This window comes from Dehalococcoides mccartyi CG5 (assembly GCF_000830885.1).
Taxonomy (GTDB): domain Bacteria; phylum Chloroflexota; class Dehalococcoidia; order Dehalococcoidales; family Dehalococcoidaceae; genus Dehalococcoides; species Dehalococcoides mccartyi_B.
The window spans coordinates 432567-451128 of record NZ_CP006951.1 but is presented as its reverse complement, the minus strand read 5'-3'; the positions used below and the strand labels follow the sequence as shown (position 1 = coordinate 451128).

Below are 18562 nucleotides of genomic sequence, written 5' to 3'. Positions count from 1 at the left end.
ATGAAAAAAGTACTGGTAAGCGATGCACTCTCCGCAACAGGGTTAGCCCCTCTTAAGGAGATTGCACAGGTAGATGTAAAGACCGGCCTTAAACCAGAAGAATTGATAAGCATTATCGGTGAGTATGACGCCCTGCTGGTACGCAGCCAGACTCAGGTCACCGCTGATATTATCAACGCCGGTAAAAAACTTCAGGTTATCGGCCGGGCCGGCGTGGGCGTAGATAACATTGACCTCAAAACCGCCACCGGTAATGGTATTATCGTGGTGAATGCCCCCACCGGCAACACTATCTCCGCTACCGAACATACACTGGCCCTTATGCTGGCTATGGCCCGCCATATTCCCAGAGCCAACGCCAGTTTAAAATCCGGCCAGTGGAAACGCAATGAATTTGTGGGCTCTGAACTGAAGGGTAAAACTCTGGGTATTGTAGGCTTGGGTAATATCGGTTCTGAAATAGCCAAACGCGCCCTGGCCCTTGAAATGCGGGTTATAGGTTATGACCCGTTTATATCTATGGAACGTGCCAAAAAACTGCAGGTGGAACTGCTGCCTTTTGAAGACCTGCTGAAGCGGGCTGACTTTATCACCCTGCATGTTCCCATGACCGGTCAGACCAAGGGCCTTATCGGACCCAAGGAACTGGAAATGATGAAACCCACCGTCCGCCTTATCAATACCTCCCGCGGCGGCATTATAGATGAAGAAGCACTAGCCAAGGCCGTTAAGGAAAAGCGCATCGGCGGTGCCGCTATTGACGTATTCTCCAAAGAGCCATGCACCGAGAGCTGCCTCTTTGAGTGTGATAATATTATCGTTACCCCTCATCTGGGGGCTTCCACTGCCGAAGCTCAGGAACTGGCCACCTCTGACGTGGTCAAACAGGTAATAGATGTATTTGAAGGCCGCCCCGCCCGTTATGCCGTAAATGCACCCTATATTTCGGCTGAAAGCCTGCCAGTAGTCGGCCCCTTCATGCCGGTTGCCCGCACAGTGGGCAGTCTGGTAAGCCAGCTGACTGATGGCCATATGAAGAATGTTACCATCAAGTACTGCGGTGAACTGGCCGCTTATGATACCACTGCCCTGAAAGCTCTGGTTCTGGGCGGTATACTTGAACATATCAGCGAAGAACGGGTGAACGTGGTTAATGCTGATATCGTAGCCTCCCAGCGAGGGCTGGGTGTAACCGAACAAAAAGAATCCACCTGCCAGAATTTCTCCAGCCTGATTACCGTTACTATAGATACCGACAACGGCAAATCCAATACTGTCGCCGGCAGTCTGGTACGGGGTGATGTTCATATTGTAAAGCTGAATGATTACTGGATAGATATTGTACCCACCGGCGGTTACTTTCTGTTTGCAGACCATATAGACCGCCCCGGACTTATCGGCTCTGCCGGTAAGATAACCGGTGATGCGGATATAAATATAAGCTATATGCACCTCAGCCGCCAGAAAGCCCGCGGGCAAGCCCTTATGATACTGGCTCTGGACGAACCTCTGCCGGAAAAACAGCGTCAGCAGCTGCTATCCCTGCCGGATGTTCAAATGGTTCAGGTAGTAAAAATCTAGCTTCTCAGTCTTTGGGAAACATAAGCAAGGCTACCGCTTAAATTGCTGGTAGCCTTGCTTATTTGAGGGGAAAAATGAAAATTGGGGTACTGGCCCTGCAAGGGGCATTCCGTGAACATCTAAATATGCTGGGTACGCTCGGAGCAGAAGCGGTGGAAGTGCGCAAGGCCGAAGGACTGCCAGAGCTTTCGGGGTTGATTATACCCGGCGGTGAAAGCACCACCATAACCAAGCTCCTTGATATATTTGGCATGGCAGAGCCCATAAAAGCTTTAGCAAAAAAGGGAATGCCCATTTGGGGTACCTGTGCCGGCATGATTTGCCTTGCCAAAGAACTGCCGGGAGATATTTCCGGAGTCAAACCGCTTGGGCTCATGGATATTACCGTCCGCCGAAATGCCTTCGGGCGGCAGGTAAATAGCTTTGAAGCGATGCTGAAGGTAAAAGGACTGGATGAAGCTGATTTTCCGGCGGTATTTATCCGCGCCCCTCTGGTAGAAAAAACCGGCAAGGGTGTTGAAATACTGTCCAAACTGCCGGACGGCACTATTGTAGCCGTAAGGGAGAATAACCTGCTGGCTATATCGTTCCACCCCGAACTCTCTGGGGATAACCGCTTTCATCGGTACTTTGTCCAAATGGCTAAAACTTATAAAGCCTGATTAAATATTTATGTAAATTAATAAAGGGGAGGTTTTAACCTCCCCTTCTTTGTTTTAATAACCCGATAGCTTACTTCTTGGCAATTGCCTCTGATTCAAAACGGTAAACTACCAACCCGGAGGGTAACTTCGGGAAAAAATAAGTAGATTTACGGGGCATGCGGTCTGATACATCTGAAATAGCCTTGATAACCTCGGCCTTCATGGGCTTCAGAATAAAGGCCAACTGGAACTCACCTGACTTTATCCGCGAAACGACGTCATTACGGTCAAAATTGAAAGCTATGCGCGGGTCTTCCACCGTCTTCAACCCCATAAGCTCCTCAAGGATAATATGGTCAAGTATGCTCACGTCCAGTTTTTTGTAAATATCCGAATGGAAGTAAGGCATGAGTTTGCTGGCAGTCTCCAAATCCCTCAGTGTCAAAATGGTAAAGTTTTCAGTGCCTCCCAAACCATACATGACCAGACGGATTTTACCCTCTTCTTTAAAGGCTTTGTCTAAAGTATCCCAAGCCGCAGGCAGTTTGGCAGGTATAGTTGTTACGTCAAAGAACGAAGCCAGTTTGGTCTGCAGGTTTGAAAGAGTACGTGCATCCATACCGCCCAACAGACGATGAGCCGGCAAAACTACCAAACCGGGGTCGGCAAAATCTACCAACGTCATCATTACAAAATTAACCGGATCATCAGAGGGTAACTGCGGGTTACCCGCCAGACGTTCACGCCTGTAGGTCAGAGCACTTTCATAGCGGTGATGCCCGTCTGCTATATAGACGGGTTTCTTATCAAACAAAGCAGTTACCTTGGATATGGCTGATTCATCAGTTACTACCCAGAGTTCGTGGCGTTCGCCTTCAATATTCATACTGACGGTGGGTTTGCCGCCGGTCTGTATTTCCAGTACCCGGTTTATATCTTTTTCAGTATCCTGATACAGTCCGTATACCGGGCTGGTATTGGCACGGACGGCTGAAATAAGGTTAATTCTATCCCGTTTGGGTTCGGCGAGTGTGCCTTCGTGGGGGCGGATAACCATCCTGTCCCATTCCTCAAGCCGCACTCTGGCAATAATACCCCGCCTTTTGTACTGTTTGCCAAACACACTGAAGTAATGGTCATGTATATATATGGCCGCCTTTTTTTCGGCAGTCATTACCCGTTCGCCAATCCATTTTTCCAGTATGGCAGCTGCCCGGGTATAGCGGTTATCTACAATATTATCCTGAGGGGTGGGCTGGCTGTATTCAAGACGTATATAGTTATAGGGGCTACGCTCTTTAAGGGCCTTTTCCTGTTCAGGGCTGATAATGTCATAAGGCGGACAGATAACATCTGCCATATCATCAACAAACATAGGGTTATAACGTAATCCATGAAAAGCCCGAACTTCAGCCATTCTTCTAGCTCCCTCTCACAAAAATCTGGTTTTAGTTTAACTTAGAACGGCGTCTGACGCAAGCCCCCGTTAAACGTAAGGGGCTATACTTTTGTACTTGCTCTAAACATAGGCTGTGATATACTAATAACCTGTATGGAAGATATGTTTTCCCCCTTGATTGAAGTAGAAAACCTAAGGCGTGAAATAAACCGCCATAACCAGCTATATTACGTTCAGGATAATCCTGAAATCTCTGATGCCCAGTATGACACTCTAATCCGCCGCCTGAAAGAACTGGAGGAAGCCCACCCCGAACTGGTTACCCCGGACTCACCCACCCAAAAAGTCGGGGCAGAGCCGCTTAAAGCTTTCGGGATTGTAAACCACCCTTATCCGTTACTTTCTCTGGCAAATGCTTTTTCAGATACAGAACTGGAAGCTTGGTACCAGCGGGTAAAGAAACTGCTGGGTAATATTTCTTTTCAGATAGACTGCGAGCCCAAAATGGACGGCCTGGCGGTAGCCCTTACCTACCGGAACGGAAAATTTGCAACCGGTGCTACCCGGGGTGACGGATTTCAGGGTGAAAATATTACCCGAAACCTGCGGACTATCCATTCCATACCATTAAACGCCGAACCAAACGCACCCCCTGTTTTTGAAGTAAGGGGTGAAGTATATCTTTCCAAAAATGGCTTCGCCAAACTCAACCGCGAAAGGGCGGATAAAGGGCTGCCTCTTTTTGCCAACCCACGCAATGCCGCCGCCGGTTCACTCCGCCAGCTTGACCCGTCAGTTACGGCCGAAAGACCGCTGGATATATTTATTTATGCTTTAGGATATTCAGAAGACAGCCTGCTGCCTGACAGCCACTGGCAAATACTGGATTATTTCAGCAAAATTGGCTTTAGGATAAATCCACTTAACCGCTTGGTAAACACCATGGAAGAAGCCAAAGAATATTACCGCCAGATGGCAGCAAACCGGGCTTCACTGCCTTATGAAGCAGACGGAGTAGTTTTCAAGGTGGACTCCGTCTCTCTGCAACACCGGCTGGGGGACGTAGGTCGTGAACCCCGCTGGGCCATAGCCTATAAATTCCCGGCTGAACAGGTCATGACCCGCCTGAAGAAAATAGGCATATCTGTAGGCCGTACAGGTACATTAAACCCCTTTGCCGTACTTGAGCCGGTAAATGTGGGCGGAGTAGTGGTAAAACAGGCCGCCCTGCATAATGAAGATGATATACTCCGCAAAGATATCCGCGAAGGAGATACGGTCATTATCCAGCGGGCAGGTGAAGTAATACCTGAGGTAGTTGCACCGGTACTGAGTAAACGCAACCCCGAATCAAAACCCTTCAGAATGGAAGAATCTCTGTTTAACCCGAACCTTAACCGCCCTGCCTGCCCGGTGTGCGGCGGGGAAATATACCGCCCCGCAGGCGAAGCTATGCACTACTGTACCAACGTTTCCTGCCCCGCTCAGTTTGAACGCCAGCTTGAACATTTTGTTTCCAGAGGGGCTATGGATATACGCGGTATCGGCGAAAGCCTAAGCGTAATACTGGCACAGCAGGGGCTGGTGAAAAACGTATCGGACCTGTACTACTTGACCACCGCTGATTTACTGCAACTGCCGCGTATGGGTGAAAAAAGTGCGGATAATATAATAGACGCCATTGCAGACAGTAAAACCCGCCCGCTGGATAGGGTAATATTCGGTCTGGGTGTACGCCACGTGGGCAACGAGACCGCCACCCTGCTCTCAAGACACTACGGGAATATATGGGCACTGGCTAAAACCGGTCTTGGTGAACTGCAAACTATACCTGATATCGGTGACAAAATAGCCAGCAGTATCGTAGCGTATTTCAGCGAAGAAAAAAATGTGGCTGTTATCCGCCGTCTGGAAGAAGCAGGCGTACGGCTTACTTCAGACCAGAAACCGGTAAACAAAAATATGCCATTTTCCGGCATGGAGTTTGTAGTCACCGGCAAGCTGGAAAGTTTCAGCCGCGAAGAAGCACAGGAAAAAATCCGCTCACTCGGCGGTACAGCCAAGGATAACGTCACCAAAGCAACCAGCTATTTGGTAGTGGGTGCAGATGCCGGCTCCAAGCTGGCCAAAGCCCGAAGTATGGGTGTAAAAGAGCTTTCCGAACGGGAATTTATAAATATGCTGGAGCAATCTTGATGAAACTTATTATCGGACTGGGAAATCCCGGCAAAGAGTACTCAGGCAACCGCCACAACGTAGGTTTCCAGTGCCTGAGCCGCTTTGCTAAAGAAAATCATATCAGCTTTGATAAAAAATGCTGCCTCTCCCGCACCGGCTCCGGCCGTATAAATGACGAGGAAATAGTGCTGGCCAAACCCCAGACATATATGAACCTCTCCGGCAAGGCCGTCAATCAGTTGCTTCGCCGCTACAACCTGAAAGCCACTGATATTATTGTAGTTCAGGACGATCTGGATTTGCCGGCAGGCAAACTCCGCCTGCGTCTGGGAGGGAGCGCCGGCGGGCATAACGGGGTTTCTTCTATTATTACAGACATTGGCACCAAGGAATTTATCCGCCTCAAGATAGGTATCGGCAAACCAGATGCCCGAAATAACGGGGCTGAAGTTGTAGACCACGTACTGGGCAACTTTGGCGGCGAAGAGCGGGAGATTATAGAAACTGCTATTGCCCGGGCCGCCGAAGCACTCGCCTGCCTGATTACTTCCGGGCTGGATACTGCATCCAACCGTTTCAACTGCTAAATCTTTGCCCCAAATAGTACGGGGGTGTTATAATTCCCTTGCCTTCCATGAAGAATAAACATATATTTGTTGCCGTAATTGGTGCTTCAAAGGCCACCTCTGAAGAAGCCCGCTTGGCCGAAGAAGTAGGCAAAGAGCTTGCTCTAAGGCAAGTTACACTTGTCTGCGGGGGTATGGGCGGGGTAATGGAAGCCGCCTGCCGCGGGGCTTCCTTGAACGGAGGGCTGACCATAGGCATACTGCCGGGAAACAGCCGTGAAGAGGCTAATCCTTACGTCCAAATCCCCATTGTAAGCAGTATAGGTTTTGCCAGAAATATCATGGTGGTCAAATCTGCCCAGGCAGTTATTGCCATTGGCGGGGCTTATGGCACCTTATCCGAGATAGCTTATGCCCTTCAAATCGAGCTGCCGGTAATAGCTTTAAACAGCTGGTCAATGAGTCAGAACGGCAAATCTGACAGCGCTGTAATAAAGGCCGAAAATGCCCTTGAAGCGGTTACCAAGGCTCTGGATTTAATAAACTAATACAAGTGTGAGGTAATTGTGTCTGCAGAAGTCAAGTCTATCAAGGCCAGAGAGATACTGGATTCCCGTGGCAACCCCACAGTTGAAGCTGATGTAGTTCTGTCTGACGGTTCTTTCGGCAGAGCAGCTGTACCTTCGGGTGCTTCTACCGGCAGCCATGAAGCAGTAGAACTGCGTGACGGAGACAAATCCCGCTACAACGGGCTTGGAGTACACAAAGCAGTTGCCAATGTAAATACCTCTATCGCCTCGGCCATATCAGGTTTTAAAGCTTCAGACCAGCAAGGACTGGATAACCTGCTTATAGAACTGGACGGCACTCCCAACAAAGCCAAGCTGGGGGCTAACGCCATGCTGGCCACCTCACTGGCAGTTGCCCATGCCGCAGCCGCATCCCGCCATATGCCTCTTTATCGTTACCTGAATAACTCCGAAGAATATATCCTGCCCGTACCTATGTTCAACATACTGAATGGAGGCAAACACGCCTCAAACTCCACTGACTTTCAGGAGTTCATGGTAATGCCGGTAGGTGCAAAGAGCTTTGCCCAGGCACTCCAAATGGGAACAGAGGTTTACCACAGCCTGAAAAAAGTGCTCAAAGGCATGAACCAGAACACCACCGTAGGTGATGAAGGAGGTTTTGCCCCTTCCCTCCCCACCAATAAAGATGCCGTAGAAGTAATATTGAAAGCCATCGAAAAAGCCGGCTACCGTCCCGGTGAAGATATATTCATAGCCCTTGACCCCGCTTCAAGCGAACTCTATCAGGACGGCAAATATACTCTGGCTACCGAAAACAAGACCCTGAGCAGTGCCGAAATGGTGGACTACTGGTGCGGCTGGGTAGAAAAATACCCCATAATCAGCATTGAAGACGGCCTTTTTGAAGATGACTGGGACGGCTGGAAACTGCTTACCCGAAAAATCGGCAACAAGGTTCAGCTGGTGGGTGACGATTTTTACGTTACCAATATAAAACGTCTGGACAGAGGCATAAAAGAGAAAGCCTCCAACTCCATACTTATTAAACTGAACCAGATAGGCACTCTGTCTGAAACTATTGCGGCTATCAAAATGGCCAATAACGCCGGCTGGACAGCCGTAGTCAGCCACCGCAGCGGTGAAACCGAAGATACTACTATTGCAGATTTGGCTGTAGCTATGAATGCCGGGCAGATAAAAACCGGCGCTCCCTGCCGCTCTGAACGCACTGCCAAATATAACCGCCTGCTTCGCATTGAAGAGGAACTGGGCGGAAAGGCCAAATACCCCGGAAAAGATGCCTTTTTAAACTTGAAATAATAAAAAAGAGGACGTATGAGCCTGCCTGGCCAGACGGGAACAAACTTTAAACAGCCCGACAAATGGGACTGCTACAAGTTTGAGTGCCTTAGTGACTTCCTCGGGGAGTACGCCAAGTCTGTAAGGCAGCCCACCGGTTATCTGGAGGCTTTCGCGGGGAGCAATCAGTCTGTCTGTGCGGGCATAAACTGCCCCAGAGAAGCCTGCCATATATTAAAAGGGAAAGAGAGCTTTTTCAACCAGATAGTACTGCTGGCCCAAAGCGAAACCGCCTTGGCAGCCCTGAGAAAACCCTTACTGCCCGCCCGTGCAGACGTGCTTTCGGGCAGCTTAATAAACGAAGAAACCCTGCAAAAAGTGCTGGACAGTTTCCCCCGAAGCGAGGCCGTATTTATCCTGCTGGAACCGCCCGGCTTTCACCACCTGCGATTCTCCAGCCTGAAAAAGCTGGCACTCAGGGGGATAGACAAAGACGGCCGCAAACCGGATATGCTGCTGGTGCTGCCGCTGGAGATGTCGCTGATACGTAACCTGGGGCGGCTGGATTGTCAGGACTCCATCAGCCGTTTTTTCGGGCATGATAAATGGATTGATATCCGCCAAGACTGGTATACTAAACGCATAAATACCGAAGAAGCCCGCAAACGGCTTCTGAGACTCTATTTGGCAGGGTTTAAAGACATGGGCTATAAACATGTTGTACACAAAGAGCCCGCTAATGCCGGTTCACCCGCCCGCTACCAACTGGCGGTGGTCTCTGACCGGATAAATTTTAAAAATATCCTGGATACCATATGGGACAAAGAACGTTTCCTGAGCTGTGAGCTGTTTTGAAAAATAACGGACAAAATAAATATATCGGCATCACTACCACTGTACCCATAGAAATACTCCTTTCAGCAGGCTACAGCCCGCTGGATCTGAATAATATTTTTGTTTCAGACCCCAAGTCTGACAGGCTTATCCGTCTGGCTGAAAAAGACGGCTTCCCTTTAAACTGCTGCGCTTGGATAAAAGGCATCTATGGCGTCTGCCTTGATAAGGGCATCAGCGAGGTTATCTGCGTAACCAGCGGTGACTGCTCAAATACCCAGATGCTCAGGGAAGTTTTAAACCTGAAAGGCATCCGCACCATTCCCTTTGACTTCCCCACCGAACCTGACCCCGCAGAAGTAAAAGCCTCTCTTGCTAAACTAGCCCTCAGGCTGGGCACTACTCTGGAAGCGGCTGATGAATGGCGAAAAAGGCTTTTACCCGCCAGAGAACTGGTACATAAGCTGGACTATCTCTGTTATGCCGATAATAAGGTCTCGGGTTTTGAAAACCACTACTGGCTGGTATCCAGCTCAGACTTTAACGGTGATTATGTAAAGTACCAAGCCGAAATTCAAAAACTGCTGAACACAGTCCAGACCCGCACCCCTTACCCTGCGACCGAATTGCGCCTGGCTTATCTGGGAGTGCCTTCGGTATTCGGTGAGGAGCTTTACCCCTACCTTGAGCAAAACGGAGCCAGAGTGGTATTTAATGAAATTCAGCGGCAGTTCAGTCTGCCGGATGGCGGCGCTGATATTTCGCAATCCTACACCGCCTATACTTACCCCTACCCTATGGAATATCGCCTTAGGGATATACAGACCCAGCTTGCGGAGCGTAAGATAGACGGCATAATCCATTACGTTCAGGCTTTCTGTCATCGGGCTATCGGTGATATTATACTAAGGCAAAAACTGCCGCTTCCCATACTCACGCTGGAAGGCAATGCGGATTTCGGTTTAAATCAACATCAGAAAACTCGGCTGGAGGCCTTTCTGGATATGCTGAAAGCCAAAAAGCAGATGAATTTATAATTTACGCGAAGGGGGATTAACATGGTAACCAGAATCGGTATTAACGGGTTCGGGCGAATCGGGCGTATTACACTGCGGACTATAAACCAGTACCACCGCGGCGAACTTGAAGTAGTAGCCGTAAATGATCTGGCAGACAATAAATCCAATGCCCACCTTTTAAAATGGGACTCAACCTATGGCAAATACGCCGGTACAGTTGAATCTGATGATTGCTCCATAATAGTAGATGGCAAACCCATTCGGGTTTTCAGTGAACGCGACCCCATGCAAATCCCGTGGGAAACCGCAGGCGTAGATTTGGTTATTGAATCTACCGGTCTGTTTACTGATGCCAGCAAAGCCGCTGCCCATCTCCGCGGAAGTGTTAAGACCGTGGTTATTTCAGCCCCGGCTAAGGGTGAGGATATCACCATAGTCATGGGTGTAAACGAAGACAAATATAACTGCAATACTCACCGCATTATCTCCAATGCCTCCTGCACCACCAACTGTGTTGCCCCTCTTATAAAAGTGCTCCATGACAAATTCGGGGTTAAAAAAGGTTTCATGACCACCTGTCATGCCTATACCAATGACCAGAAAATACAGGACATGTTCCACAAGGATATCCGTCGGGCCAGAGCCGCCGCCGTAAATGTCATCCCCACCACTACCGGTGCCGCCAAAGCGGTAGCTTTGGTCCTGCCCGAACTGAAAGGCAAACTGGACGGCATTTCATTCCGCATACCCTCAGCCAGTGTCTCACTGGTGGATTTTGTGGGTGAACTGGCCAGAGATGTAACAGTAGAAGAAGTAAATGCCGCTTTCAAAGAATCCTCCCAAGGCAAGCTTTCAGGTATACTGGAGTACTGCGAAGAAGAGCTGGTCAGCAGTGATTTCAAGGGTAATCCCGCCAGCTCTATCATAGACGCCTCCAGTACCATGGTTCTGGGCGGAAATATGGTAAAAGTACTTTCATGGTATGACAATGAGTGGGGCTATTCCACCCGTCTGGGAGATTTGATAGCCTATATTGCAAAAAAATAAAACTAATAACTTGAGAATAGCTAAACGTAAGTTGTTGACATGCTAAAGCTAATAGTTTAGAATTTAGCCCGATTAACGGAGGACAAAATGAAATTAATTGTAATAGGCCTTGGGCAATGCGGCAGCCGCATAGCGGATGAGTTTGCCCGTATGGATAAAAGAGCACGCTCCCAACGAAACGTAAGTATCTGCCCGGGAGTCTTTGCCGTAAACACAGACCAGGCTGACCTTTCCGGTCTGGTTACCATCAAGCCTGACCACCAGCACCGCATACTTATCGGCGGGCGTAAAACCGGCGGGCATGGAGTAGGTAAAATAAACGAGCTGGGTGCTGAAATAGCCAGAGCAGATGCCGATAAGGTAATAGATGCCCTGCGCACCACCAAGCGTTTTTATGATGCAGACGGTTTTCTGGTTATTGCCGGTGCCGCCGGCGGTACCGGTTCGGGTGCTGTTTCCATTATTGCCCAGCATATCAAAGAGCGCTATATGGACAAACCGGTTTATGCCCTGATAGCCATGCCTTTTGAACACGAGGAAAAAACTGAAGAACGCACTGTATACAATACCGCCGTCTGCCTGAAATCCATCAGCTCGGTAGCAGATGCGGTTATATTGGTAGAAAATCAGCGTTATGTCCGCAAGGACTTTTCACTCCGCTACAACCTTTCCAAGATAAACTCACTCATAGTTGAACCCTTCTGGGATTTGCTGTGTGCCGGTGAAGAAAAAAATGCTAAATACATCGGTGCCAAGACTATGGACGCCGGTGATATCATCCAGACCATTTCGGGCTGGACAGTTATCGGTCACGGCAAGGCACGTGTTCGCACTTTGACCCTGCCTTTTGACAAGACTGACCATTTCCGCATGAAGAGCGTTTCCAACTACAAGGGTATTCGGGCTATGGATGAAGCTGTAAGCGAGCTTTCCTTGAAAATTGACCCTCGTGATGCCGGCCGGGCGCTTTTCCTGATTTCCGCCCCTGCCAAAGAAATAAACATGGATATCATAAAGGAACAGGGCGACTGGCTGCGAGAGATGGCCCCTAATGCCATTATCCGCAACGGTGACTATCCCCGTGAAAAAGATACCATGACCGTAACCGTTATCTTCTCCGAGCTGTCTGATCTGGAACGGGTACGCTACTACTATAACCGTTCCACCAGCATGATGCCTATTATCAAACAGCGTCAGTCCGACCTGGCGGACAGGCGGCGTGATATTGATGAACTCAGCAGAGATATTCCTTCCCTGCTTGAATAGCCTCTAAAACACCACTGCATTTAACCGGCTTCGGAAATTCTGAGGCCGGTTTTTTATTGTCTGGGCACTACTCTCCTTACAGCCAAATAAACACTATCAATATTTATCGCCTGTTTTATTAATTTTATTAATATACATATTGACTTTCTTAATTTTCTGACATATAATACTGGCATAAGTTAAATAACTACCCGGAGGTACTTAATATGGTTAAAGACTGGCAGGAACTGACCAAGCTCACTCAGGGAGCACCTGTGACTGTTGAGCGGGTCAAACTGGTATCTTCAGGCATTGCCATTGAGGGCAGCTTTGATTTGCCTAATCTGGCCAGACTCTCCGCTGAAGACCAGGTATTTGTAATGGCATTTGTAAAATGCCACGGCTCTATAAAAGATATGGAGAAGTTTTTCGGCATCAGTTACCCTACCGTAAAAAACCGCCTCCAGCGGATAGGTGCAAATTTCAACTTTATTGAAAACTTCCCCGCACCACCCAAGACCAATGAAGATGATAATGTACTGACAGAGCTGGAAAAAGGCGGAATCTCGGTCGAAGAAGCTCTAAGGAGGTTGCAAAGATAATGTACTGGCCACCGATGTTGCTTTGGGTGGGAATACCATTCGGCAAGCATGGCAGAAGTTTCCCGCTTATATTGCCGTTATTCCTGGTCTATCCCATTGTACTGGCACTTATGATTGTACTTGCACCGTTCATGTTACTGGCCATTTTGCTGACATGGGCAAGCGGCAGAGGCCGTTTCCTGTTACTTATCGGCCCTTATTTTTACCGGGTATGGTGTGCCCTGAGGGGGATAAATGCAGATATCCAGGATAAAAATACTCATATAAAAATACAATTTATCTAAAGAGGAATACTTAAAATGTCTGAAAACACCAAAAAAATACTGCAAATGCTTTCTGAAGGCAAAATAACGGTAGATGAAGCCAATAAACTACTGGGAGCTTTGGGTAATGAAGGCGAAAAACCCGGCTCAATTGCCACCGCCACTCCCAAGGGTTCCCCCAAGTACCTGAGAGTGATAATAAACGGCACGGATGAAGACAAAAACGCCAAGGTCAATGTGCGTGTTCCTATGGCTTTGCTGAGAGCCGGAATCAAGCTGGCTTCCATACTACCGGCAGATGCCACCAATGAAATAGACCACAACCTAAAGGGAAAAGGGGTCAATTTTGACTTTAAGAACCTTCGCGAAGAAGACATAGAACCCCTTATTGAGGCCATGACAGAGATGGAGGTGGACGTGGACAGCGAAGGGAGCAAGGTAAAGGTCTTTACCGAATAAACCTGACTAATACTGATACACGCATAAATAATGTTTGAAATATATTACTTATACAACTGCGAATTGAATAAAGAGTACAGGGTGCAGGCAGAAGATTACCGCCGTCTGCACCCTGCCCGCCCTGCCCGCCCTGCGAGCCCCAGACGCCCCTTAATGCTGCGGCTGGGTGAATACATGGTAAATACCGGCAACCGCATTATCGACTATATTACTACCCAACCCATTCCTGATACCGAAGACAGATCGCCTGTTTATAGAAATAAGACTGTTAAAACTCAAACCCTTTTATAAGTATCAACCCCTGACGGATAAACTGGCAGGGGTTTTTAATAACCCCTAGCTAAATATCTGCCCGAAATTGCTTTGGAGAATAACATTTTTAGGGTATAATATGGCAGATATGACCTGTCAGGTATTTTACCGCAAATGGCGTCCCCAAACTCTGGCTGACCTTGTCGGCCAGGAACACGTTGCCCACACTCTGAAAAACGCCCTTTCAAGCGGGCGTATTGCTCAGGCGTACCTTTTTTGCGGCCCCAGAGGTACAGGCAAGACCAGTACCGGACGTATTTTAGCCAAGGCAGTAAACTGCACCACCAATCAGGGCAAGGGTGAACCCTGCAATACCTGCCCCATGTGCCTTTCCATAACCGAGGGCAGTTCCATGGATATAATAGAAATAGACGCCGCCTCCAATACCGGAGTAGACGATATCCGCGAACTAAAAGAAAAGGTTCAGTATTCCCCGTCACTGGCAAATTACAAAGTTTATATCATAGATGAAGTCCATATGCTTTCCAACAGTGCCTCAAACGCACTCCTGAAAACGCTTGAAGAACCACCGCCAAGGGTTATATTTATACTTGCCACTACTGAAATCCACAAGGTTTTGCCCACCATCATGTCCCGCTGCCAGCGGTTTGATTTTCACCGGGTATCTCTGGTGGATATGACCCGCAAGCTGGGCAAGATAAGTCTGGCAGAGGGTATAAATGTTGAGCCGGAGGCCTTGAAACTGATAGCCCGTTCGGCTGGAGGCAGTTTCCGTGACGGTGAAAACCTGCTCCAGCAGATAGCCACCACTTACGGAGCAGAAATAAGCCTGTCCCAGGTACAGGCGGCTCTGGGTATCAGCGGAGATGAACGCATAAAAGCTCTGGCAGAAAATATACTTAAAAAAGACATTAAAAACGGGCTTAAAACCCTTAACGCTGTATTGGCAGACGGGCTTGATTTAAAACAGTTCCGCCGTGAACTGCTGGATTACCTCCGCCAGATTATGCTGGTAAACAGCGGAGCGGAAAGCAGTCTGGAACTGACCGCTGATGAGAAAAAAGCCCTGCAAAAAGTCTCCGGTATAACCAATCTGGAGAATATTACCAAAGCTATAAAGGCCTTCAGCCAGCTGGATTTTTCATCTGATACGGCTTCCAGCCTGAGCTTTGAGCTGGCACTGATAGACGCTTCTCTGGATGAAAATACCGTACCGCTTCCAAATAAACCCAAAGACGAAATACCGGCTGTTAAAGCTGATAAACCTGCTCCGTTAGAAGCACCCAAGACAGCAGCATCTAATAATATACCCACCAAAGAACCCAAAACGGAAACCTTAACTAAACCGAATACATCTGCAGAAACCGCAGCTACTCCCAAGCCTCACACTAAGGAATCTGCACCCAAACTTACCAGAGCGGCTATTCCGATTGAGGAAAAACCCAAATACACCGCCCCTGCCCCGCCCAAAGAGGAAGAAAAAGTGCTTATTGGAGCTGGGGATATAATAGAACAGCTTAAAGTCAGCTGGAAAAGCATACTGGATCAGGCACCGGACAATCTAAAACGGTCAGCGGCAGTGGCCATACTCCGCAGTGCCGGTGTCCGCCCGGTTTCTATGGATAAAAATATAGTCACCCTGTCCTTTAAATACAAGTACCACAAGGACAAGATTGAAGAACTGGAAAACCGTAAGGTGACTGCAGAACTTATTTCAAATTTTGTAGGCAAGACATGCACCCTGGTATGCATATCTGAAGCCGAAACCAACCATTTGGTAAAACAAGCTCAGAAACTGGGCGCCCAGATTATATCAGTGGAGGAAAAGTAAAACGTGAACATGAACATGATTAAGCAAGCCATGGAGCTTAAGTCTAAGCTGGATAAAGCTCAGAAGGAACTGGCAAAAATAGTGGTGGAGACTGAAAGCGCCAAGGGTGCTATCAAGATAAAGATGAACGGCCAGCAAAAAGTGCTGTCCCTCAGTATTTCATCTGAAATTATCAATCCGGCCAAACCCAAGGATCTGGAAAATGCCCTTACCAAAGCTTTCAATGATGCTTACGAAGAGACCAAAAAAGAAGGCTCCAAGCAGATGCAGGGACTTATAGGAGATGTCAAAATTCCGGGTCTTATGTAAAAAGTTCGGCAGGAGATTTTTTTGAAGGACACTTCTTTACCGTCTACGGCCGGTGTGGTAAACAAGCTGATAGATTCACTGGGCAAACTGCCGGGTATAGGCCCGAAAAGCGCCCAGCGTCTGGCATTTTACCTTATGCGGGCACCTGAAGATCAGGTTATTTCCCTCTCAGACACTATCCGCAATATAAAAAACCAGATAAGCCAGTGCCGCATTTGCTGTAACGTGGCTGATAGTGAGCTTTGCCCCATTTGCCAGAATACCAAACGCGAAACAAATAAGATTTGCGTGGTTGAACAGCCTCAGGATATTCTGGCTCTTGAACATGTAGGTGTCTACCGCGGATACTACCATGTACTGCATGGAGCTATTTCCCCCACCGAAGGGATAACCTCCCAGAACATACGTATAAACGAGCTTATGGTTCGGCTGGATAATGGTCAGGTAGAAGAGATTATTCTGGCTACCAATCCCACTACCGAAGGTGAAGCCACCGCCATGTACCTTTCGCGGCTGATAACCCCACTGGGTATAAAAGTGACCAGACTGGCACGGGGCTTACCCTTCGGGACAGAACTGGAATATGCTGACGATGTAACTTTAAGCCGAGCCATGGAGGGACGCCAGAACTTTTAGTTTGCCTTTCCTGATTGAATCACCAAAGGAGGAAGGCTATGACCAGACAATCTAAAAAGTATTCCCAGAAAGCGGGCATGCTGCCCGGTTCGGTAGTATTTATAGGCGAAGGGAAAACAGAAAAGGCCAGCCTCAGCCTGCACTCCTACACTCCGGATTCATATCAACCTCTGCCCGTAAAAACCATGGCTGATTGTATTACTCAGATTAAACAGTCCAAAGGCATAGTCTGGATAAAGGTAAACGGGCTTCAGGATACCGCCATGGTGGAGGAACTGGGCAAATGCTTTAGCCTCCACCCCCTTACCATTGAAGATGTAGTCAATACCGAACAACGCCCCAAACTGGAAGACTACGGCAATTACTTCTTTGCCGTTATCAAAGCCTTATACTGGGACTCCGAACTTAAAAAAACCCGTTCCGAGCACATCAGCCTGGTGCTGGGTAATAACTATCTGATTAGTTTTCAGGAACATCAGAGTGATATTTTAAACCCCATTCAGGAGCGTTTGAAATCTGACAACGGGCGGCTTCGCAAACTTGGATCTGACTATCTGCTCTACTCCATACTGGACATGGTAGTAGACGGATATTTCAGCTTGCTGGAGGGATTCGGAGACTATCTGGACGAAATAGAAGAACAGCTTTTGTCCACCCCGTCTTCCCAAACCCTCAAACAGATTTCAGGTGCAAAAAAGGAAATGCTCTTTATCCGCAAATCTATCTGGCCGGTCAGAGAGACCATTGCATCCATCGAACGCACAGAAAACCCTCTGATAGATAAAAACAGCCATGTATATTTCCGGGATATTTATGACCACCTTATCCAGCTGATAGATACCGGTGAAACCTATCGGGATATGCTTTCCAACATGATAGATATTTATCTCTCCAGCCTTTCCAACCGCATGAATGAAGTCATGAAGGTTTTAACCATTTTCGCCTCTATCTTTATCCCCCTGACCTTCATTGTAGGCATATACGGCATGAATTTTGATATTCCGGAACTCCGTCTCAGCTGGGGATATCCCGGCATACTCATTTTCATGCTGGCCATAGTTTTGCTGCTGTTATCTTTTTTTAAGAGAAAGAAATGGCTTTAAATTGGCAAATATAGAAATTCAAGAGGAATATACCGAACTGATAACCCAGCTGAAAGCTCTGGCAAATGCAGATAATGCGGCCGGAATGAGCCGCTTCGGCATATCCAGTGCCAATACTCTGGGGGTTAGTGGAAAGGATATCCGCCGCCTTATCGTGCAGGCCGGACATAACCACCCGCTTGCCATGTTACTCTGGGATTCAGGCATACACGAAGCCCGGATAATGGCCAGCTTGGTTGCTGAAAGCCGGAAGGTAAGCCCGCAGGAAATGGAAACTTGGGTAAAAGATATAGATTCGTGGGATATCTGCGACCTATGTTGCAACAATCTCTGGTACAAAACCCCTTTTGCCTACGAACAGGCTTTGAAATGGACCTACCGTGAAGAAGAATATGTAAAACGGGCTGGCTTTGTTTTACTGACAGCTCTGGCAGTTCATGACAAAAAAGCCCCGGACGAAAAATTTGTCTTGTTCTTCCCCCGCCTGCTGGCAGAAGCATCTGACGAGCGCAATTATGTAAAAAAATCTGTTAACTGGGCACTCCGCCAGATAGGAAAACGCAATCTCAGCCTGAATAAAGCGGCCATAACTCTGGGAGAGGAAATACTTGCCCAAAACACCAGAAGTGCCAGATTTATAGCCACTGATGCCTTGCGTGAATTGAAAAGCCCCCAGATTCAGGAACGTTTGTCCGGCAGCAGGAAAAAACCGACTGATGCCTGAATGTGGCTTTACCTTTT

Annotated in this window: 20 protein-coding genes; 19 read left to right on the top strand and 1 reads right to left on the bottom strand. The window is 48.1% G+C overall.

Features of this window, described 5'->3' with window-relative positions; translation table 11 throughout:
• Window positions 1-1581: a phosphoglycerate dehydrogenase gene (serA, locus tag X794_RS02335; RefSeq protein WP_011309113.1), complete on the top strand. Its 1581-nt coding sequence runs from the start codon at window positions 1-3 to the stop codon at window positions 1579-1581.
• A gap of 74 nt (window positions 1582-1655) precedes the next feature.
• Window positions 1656-2243: a pyridoxal 5'-phosphate synthase glutaminase subunit PdxT gene (gene pdxT / locus X794_RS02330; RefSeq protein WP_011309112.1), complete on the top strand. Its 588-nt coding sequence runs from the start codon at window positions 1656-1658 to the stop codon at window positions 2241-2243.
• Between the two features lie 70 nt (window positions 2244-2313).
• On the opposite strand, the gene X794_RS02325 is transcribed toward pdxT, so the two are convergent.
• Window positions 2314-3642, bottom strand: coding sequence for a DUF1015 domain-containing protein (locus X794_RS02325; RefSeq protein ID WP_011309111.1), 1329 nt, complete (start codon window positions 3640-3642; stop codon window positions 2314-2316).
• A 144-nt stretch (window positions 3643-3786) separates the two neighbouring features.
• Here X794_RS02325 and ligA point away from each other — a divergent pair, with 144 nt between their 5' ends.
• The 17 genes from ligA to X794_RS02240 all read left to right on the top strand — a co-directional run bounded on the left by ligA (window position 3787) and on the right by X794_RS02240 (window position 18545).
• Window positions 3787-5820 carry an NAD-dependent DNA ligase LigA gene (ligA, locus tag X794_RS02320; protein ID WP_011309110.1) on the top strand — a complete coding sequence of 678 codons (2034 nt, stop codon included), beginning with the start codon at window positions 3787-3789 and terminating at the stop codon, window positions 5818-5820.
• The gene (pth, locus tag X794_RS02315; RefSeq protein WP_011309109.1) at window positions 5820-6389 is read left to right on the top strand and encodes an aminoacyl-tRNA hydrolase; all 570 of its coding nucleotides are present in this window, start codon (window positions 5820-5822) and stop codon (window positions 6387-6389) included. Before ligA ends, pth begins: the two co-directional genes overlap by 1 nt.
• Before the next feature lie 47 nt (window positions 6390-6436).
• Window positions 6437-6916 carry a TIGR00725 family protein gene (locus X794_RS02310; protein ID WP_011309108.1) on the top strand — a complete coding sequence of 160 codons (480 nt, stop codon included), beginning with the start codon at window positions 6437-6439 and terminating at the stop codon, window positions 6914-6916.
• An 18-nt stretch (window positions 6917-6934) separates the two neighbouring features.
• On the top strand, window positions 6935-8221 hold the full coding sequence (gene eno, locus X794_RS02305) for a phosphopyruvate hydratase (RefSeq protein WP_011309107.1): 1287 nt from the start codon (window positions 6935-6937) through the stop codon (window positions 8219-8221).
• Window positions 8222-8236: 15 nt separating this feature from the next.
• On the top strand, window positions 8237-9055 hold the full coding sequence (locus tag X794_RS02300) for a hypothetical protein (RefSeq protein WP_011928937.1): 819 nt from the start codon (window positions 8237-8239) through the stop codon (window positions 9053-9055).
• Window positions 9052-10071, top strand: a complete 1020-nt coding sequence (locus X794_RS02295) for a 2-hydroxyacyl-CoA dehydratase family protein (protein ID WP_011309105.1) — start codon at window positions 9052-9054, stop codon at window positions 10069-10071. The genes X794_RS02300 and X794_RS02295 overlap by 4 nt, the downstream gene beginning before the upstream one ends.
• A gap of 21 nt (window positions 10072-10092) precedes the next feature.
• Window positions 10093-11100, top strand: coding sequence for a type I glyceraldehyde-3-phosphate dehydrogenase (gene gap, locus X794_RS02290; RefSeq protein ID WP_034376645.1), 1008 nt, complete (start codon window positions 10093-10095; stop codon window positions 11098-11100).
• An 87-nt stretch (window positions 11101-11187) separates the two neighbouring features.
• The gene (locus X794_RS02285) at window positions 11188-12366 is read left to right on the top strand and encodes a tubulin/FtsZ family protein (RefSeq protein WP_011309103.1); all 1179 of its coding nucleotides are present in this window, start codon (window positions 11188-11190) and stop codon (window positions 12364-12366) included.
• Between the two features lie 206 nt (window positions 12367-12572).
• Window positions 12573-12947 (top strand): DUF2089 domain-containing protein, encoded by a 375-nt coding sequence (locus X794_RS02280; RefSeq protein ID WP_011309102.1) that lies wholly within the window; start codon window positions 12573-12575, stop codon window positions 12945-12947.
• Window positions 12947-13231, top strand: a complete 285-nt coding sequence (locus X794_RS02275; protein ID WP_011309101.1) for a hypothetical protein — start codon at window positions 12947-12949, stop codon at window positions 13229-13231. Before X794_RS02280 ends, X794_RS02275 begins: the two co-directional genes overlap by 1 nt.
• Window positions 13232-13246: 15 nt before the next feature.
• The gene (locus tag X794_RS02270) at window positions 13247-13669 is read left to right on the top strand and encodes an SHOCT-like domain-containing protein (RefSeq protein WP_011309100.1); all 423 of its coding nucleotides are present in this window, start codon (window positions 13247-13249) and stop codon (window positions 13667-13669) included.
• 81 nt (window positions 13670-13750) lie between these two features.
• Complete coding sequence (locus X794_RS02265) at window positions 13751-13960, top strand: transcriptional regulator (RefSeq protein WP_232500335.1); 210 nt, start codon at window positions 13751-13753, stop codon at window positions 13958-13960.
• A 100-nt stretch (window positions 13961-14060) separates the two neighbouring features.
• Window positions 14061-15773: a DNA polymerase III subunit gamma/tau gene (gene dnaX, locus X794_RS02260; RefSeq protein ID WP_034376648.1), complete on the top strand. Its 1713-nt coding sequence runs from the start codon at window positions 14061-14063 to the stop codon at window positions 15771-15773.
• A 9-nt stretch (window positions 15774-15782) separates the two neighbouring features.
• Window positions 15783-16082 carry a YbaB/EbfC family nucleoid-associated protein gene (locus tag X794_RS02255; RefSeq protein WP_011309097.1) on the top strand — a complete coding sequence of 100 codons (300 nt, stop codon included), beginning with the start codon at window positions 15783-15785 and terminating at the stop codon, window positions 16080-16082.
• Between the two features lie 21 nt (window positions 16083-16103).
• Complete coding sequence (gene recR / locus X794_RS02250) at window positions 16104-16718, top strand: recombination mediator RecR (protein WP_011309096.1); 615 nt, start codon at window positions 16104-16106, stop codon at window positions 16716-16718.
• Window positions 16719-16756: 38 nt separating this feature from the next.
• Window positions 16757-17821, top strand: coding sequence for a magnesium/cobalt transporter CorA (gene corA, locus X794_RS02245; protein ID WP_011309095.1), 1065 nt, complete (start codon window positions 16757-16759; stop codon window positions 17819-17821).
• A 1-nt stretch (window position 17822) separates the two neighbouring features.
• Complete coding sequence (locus tag X794_RS02240) at window positions 17823-18545, top strand: DNA alkylation repair protein (RefSeq protein ID WP_011309094.1); 723 nt, start codon at window positions 17823-17825, stop codon at window positions 18543-18545.
• Window positions 18546-18562 lie beyond the last annotated feature (17 nt).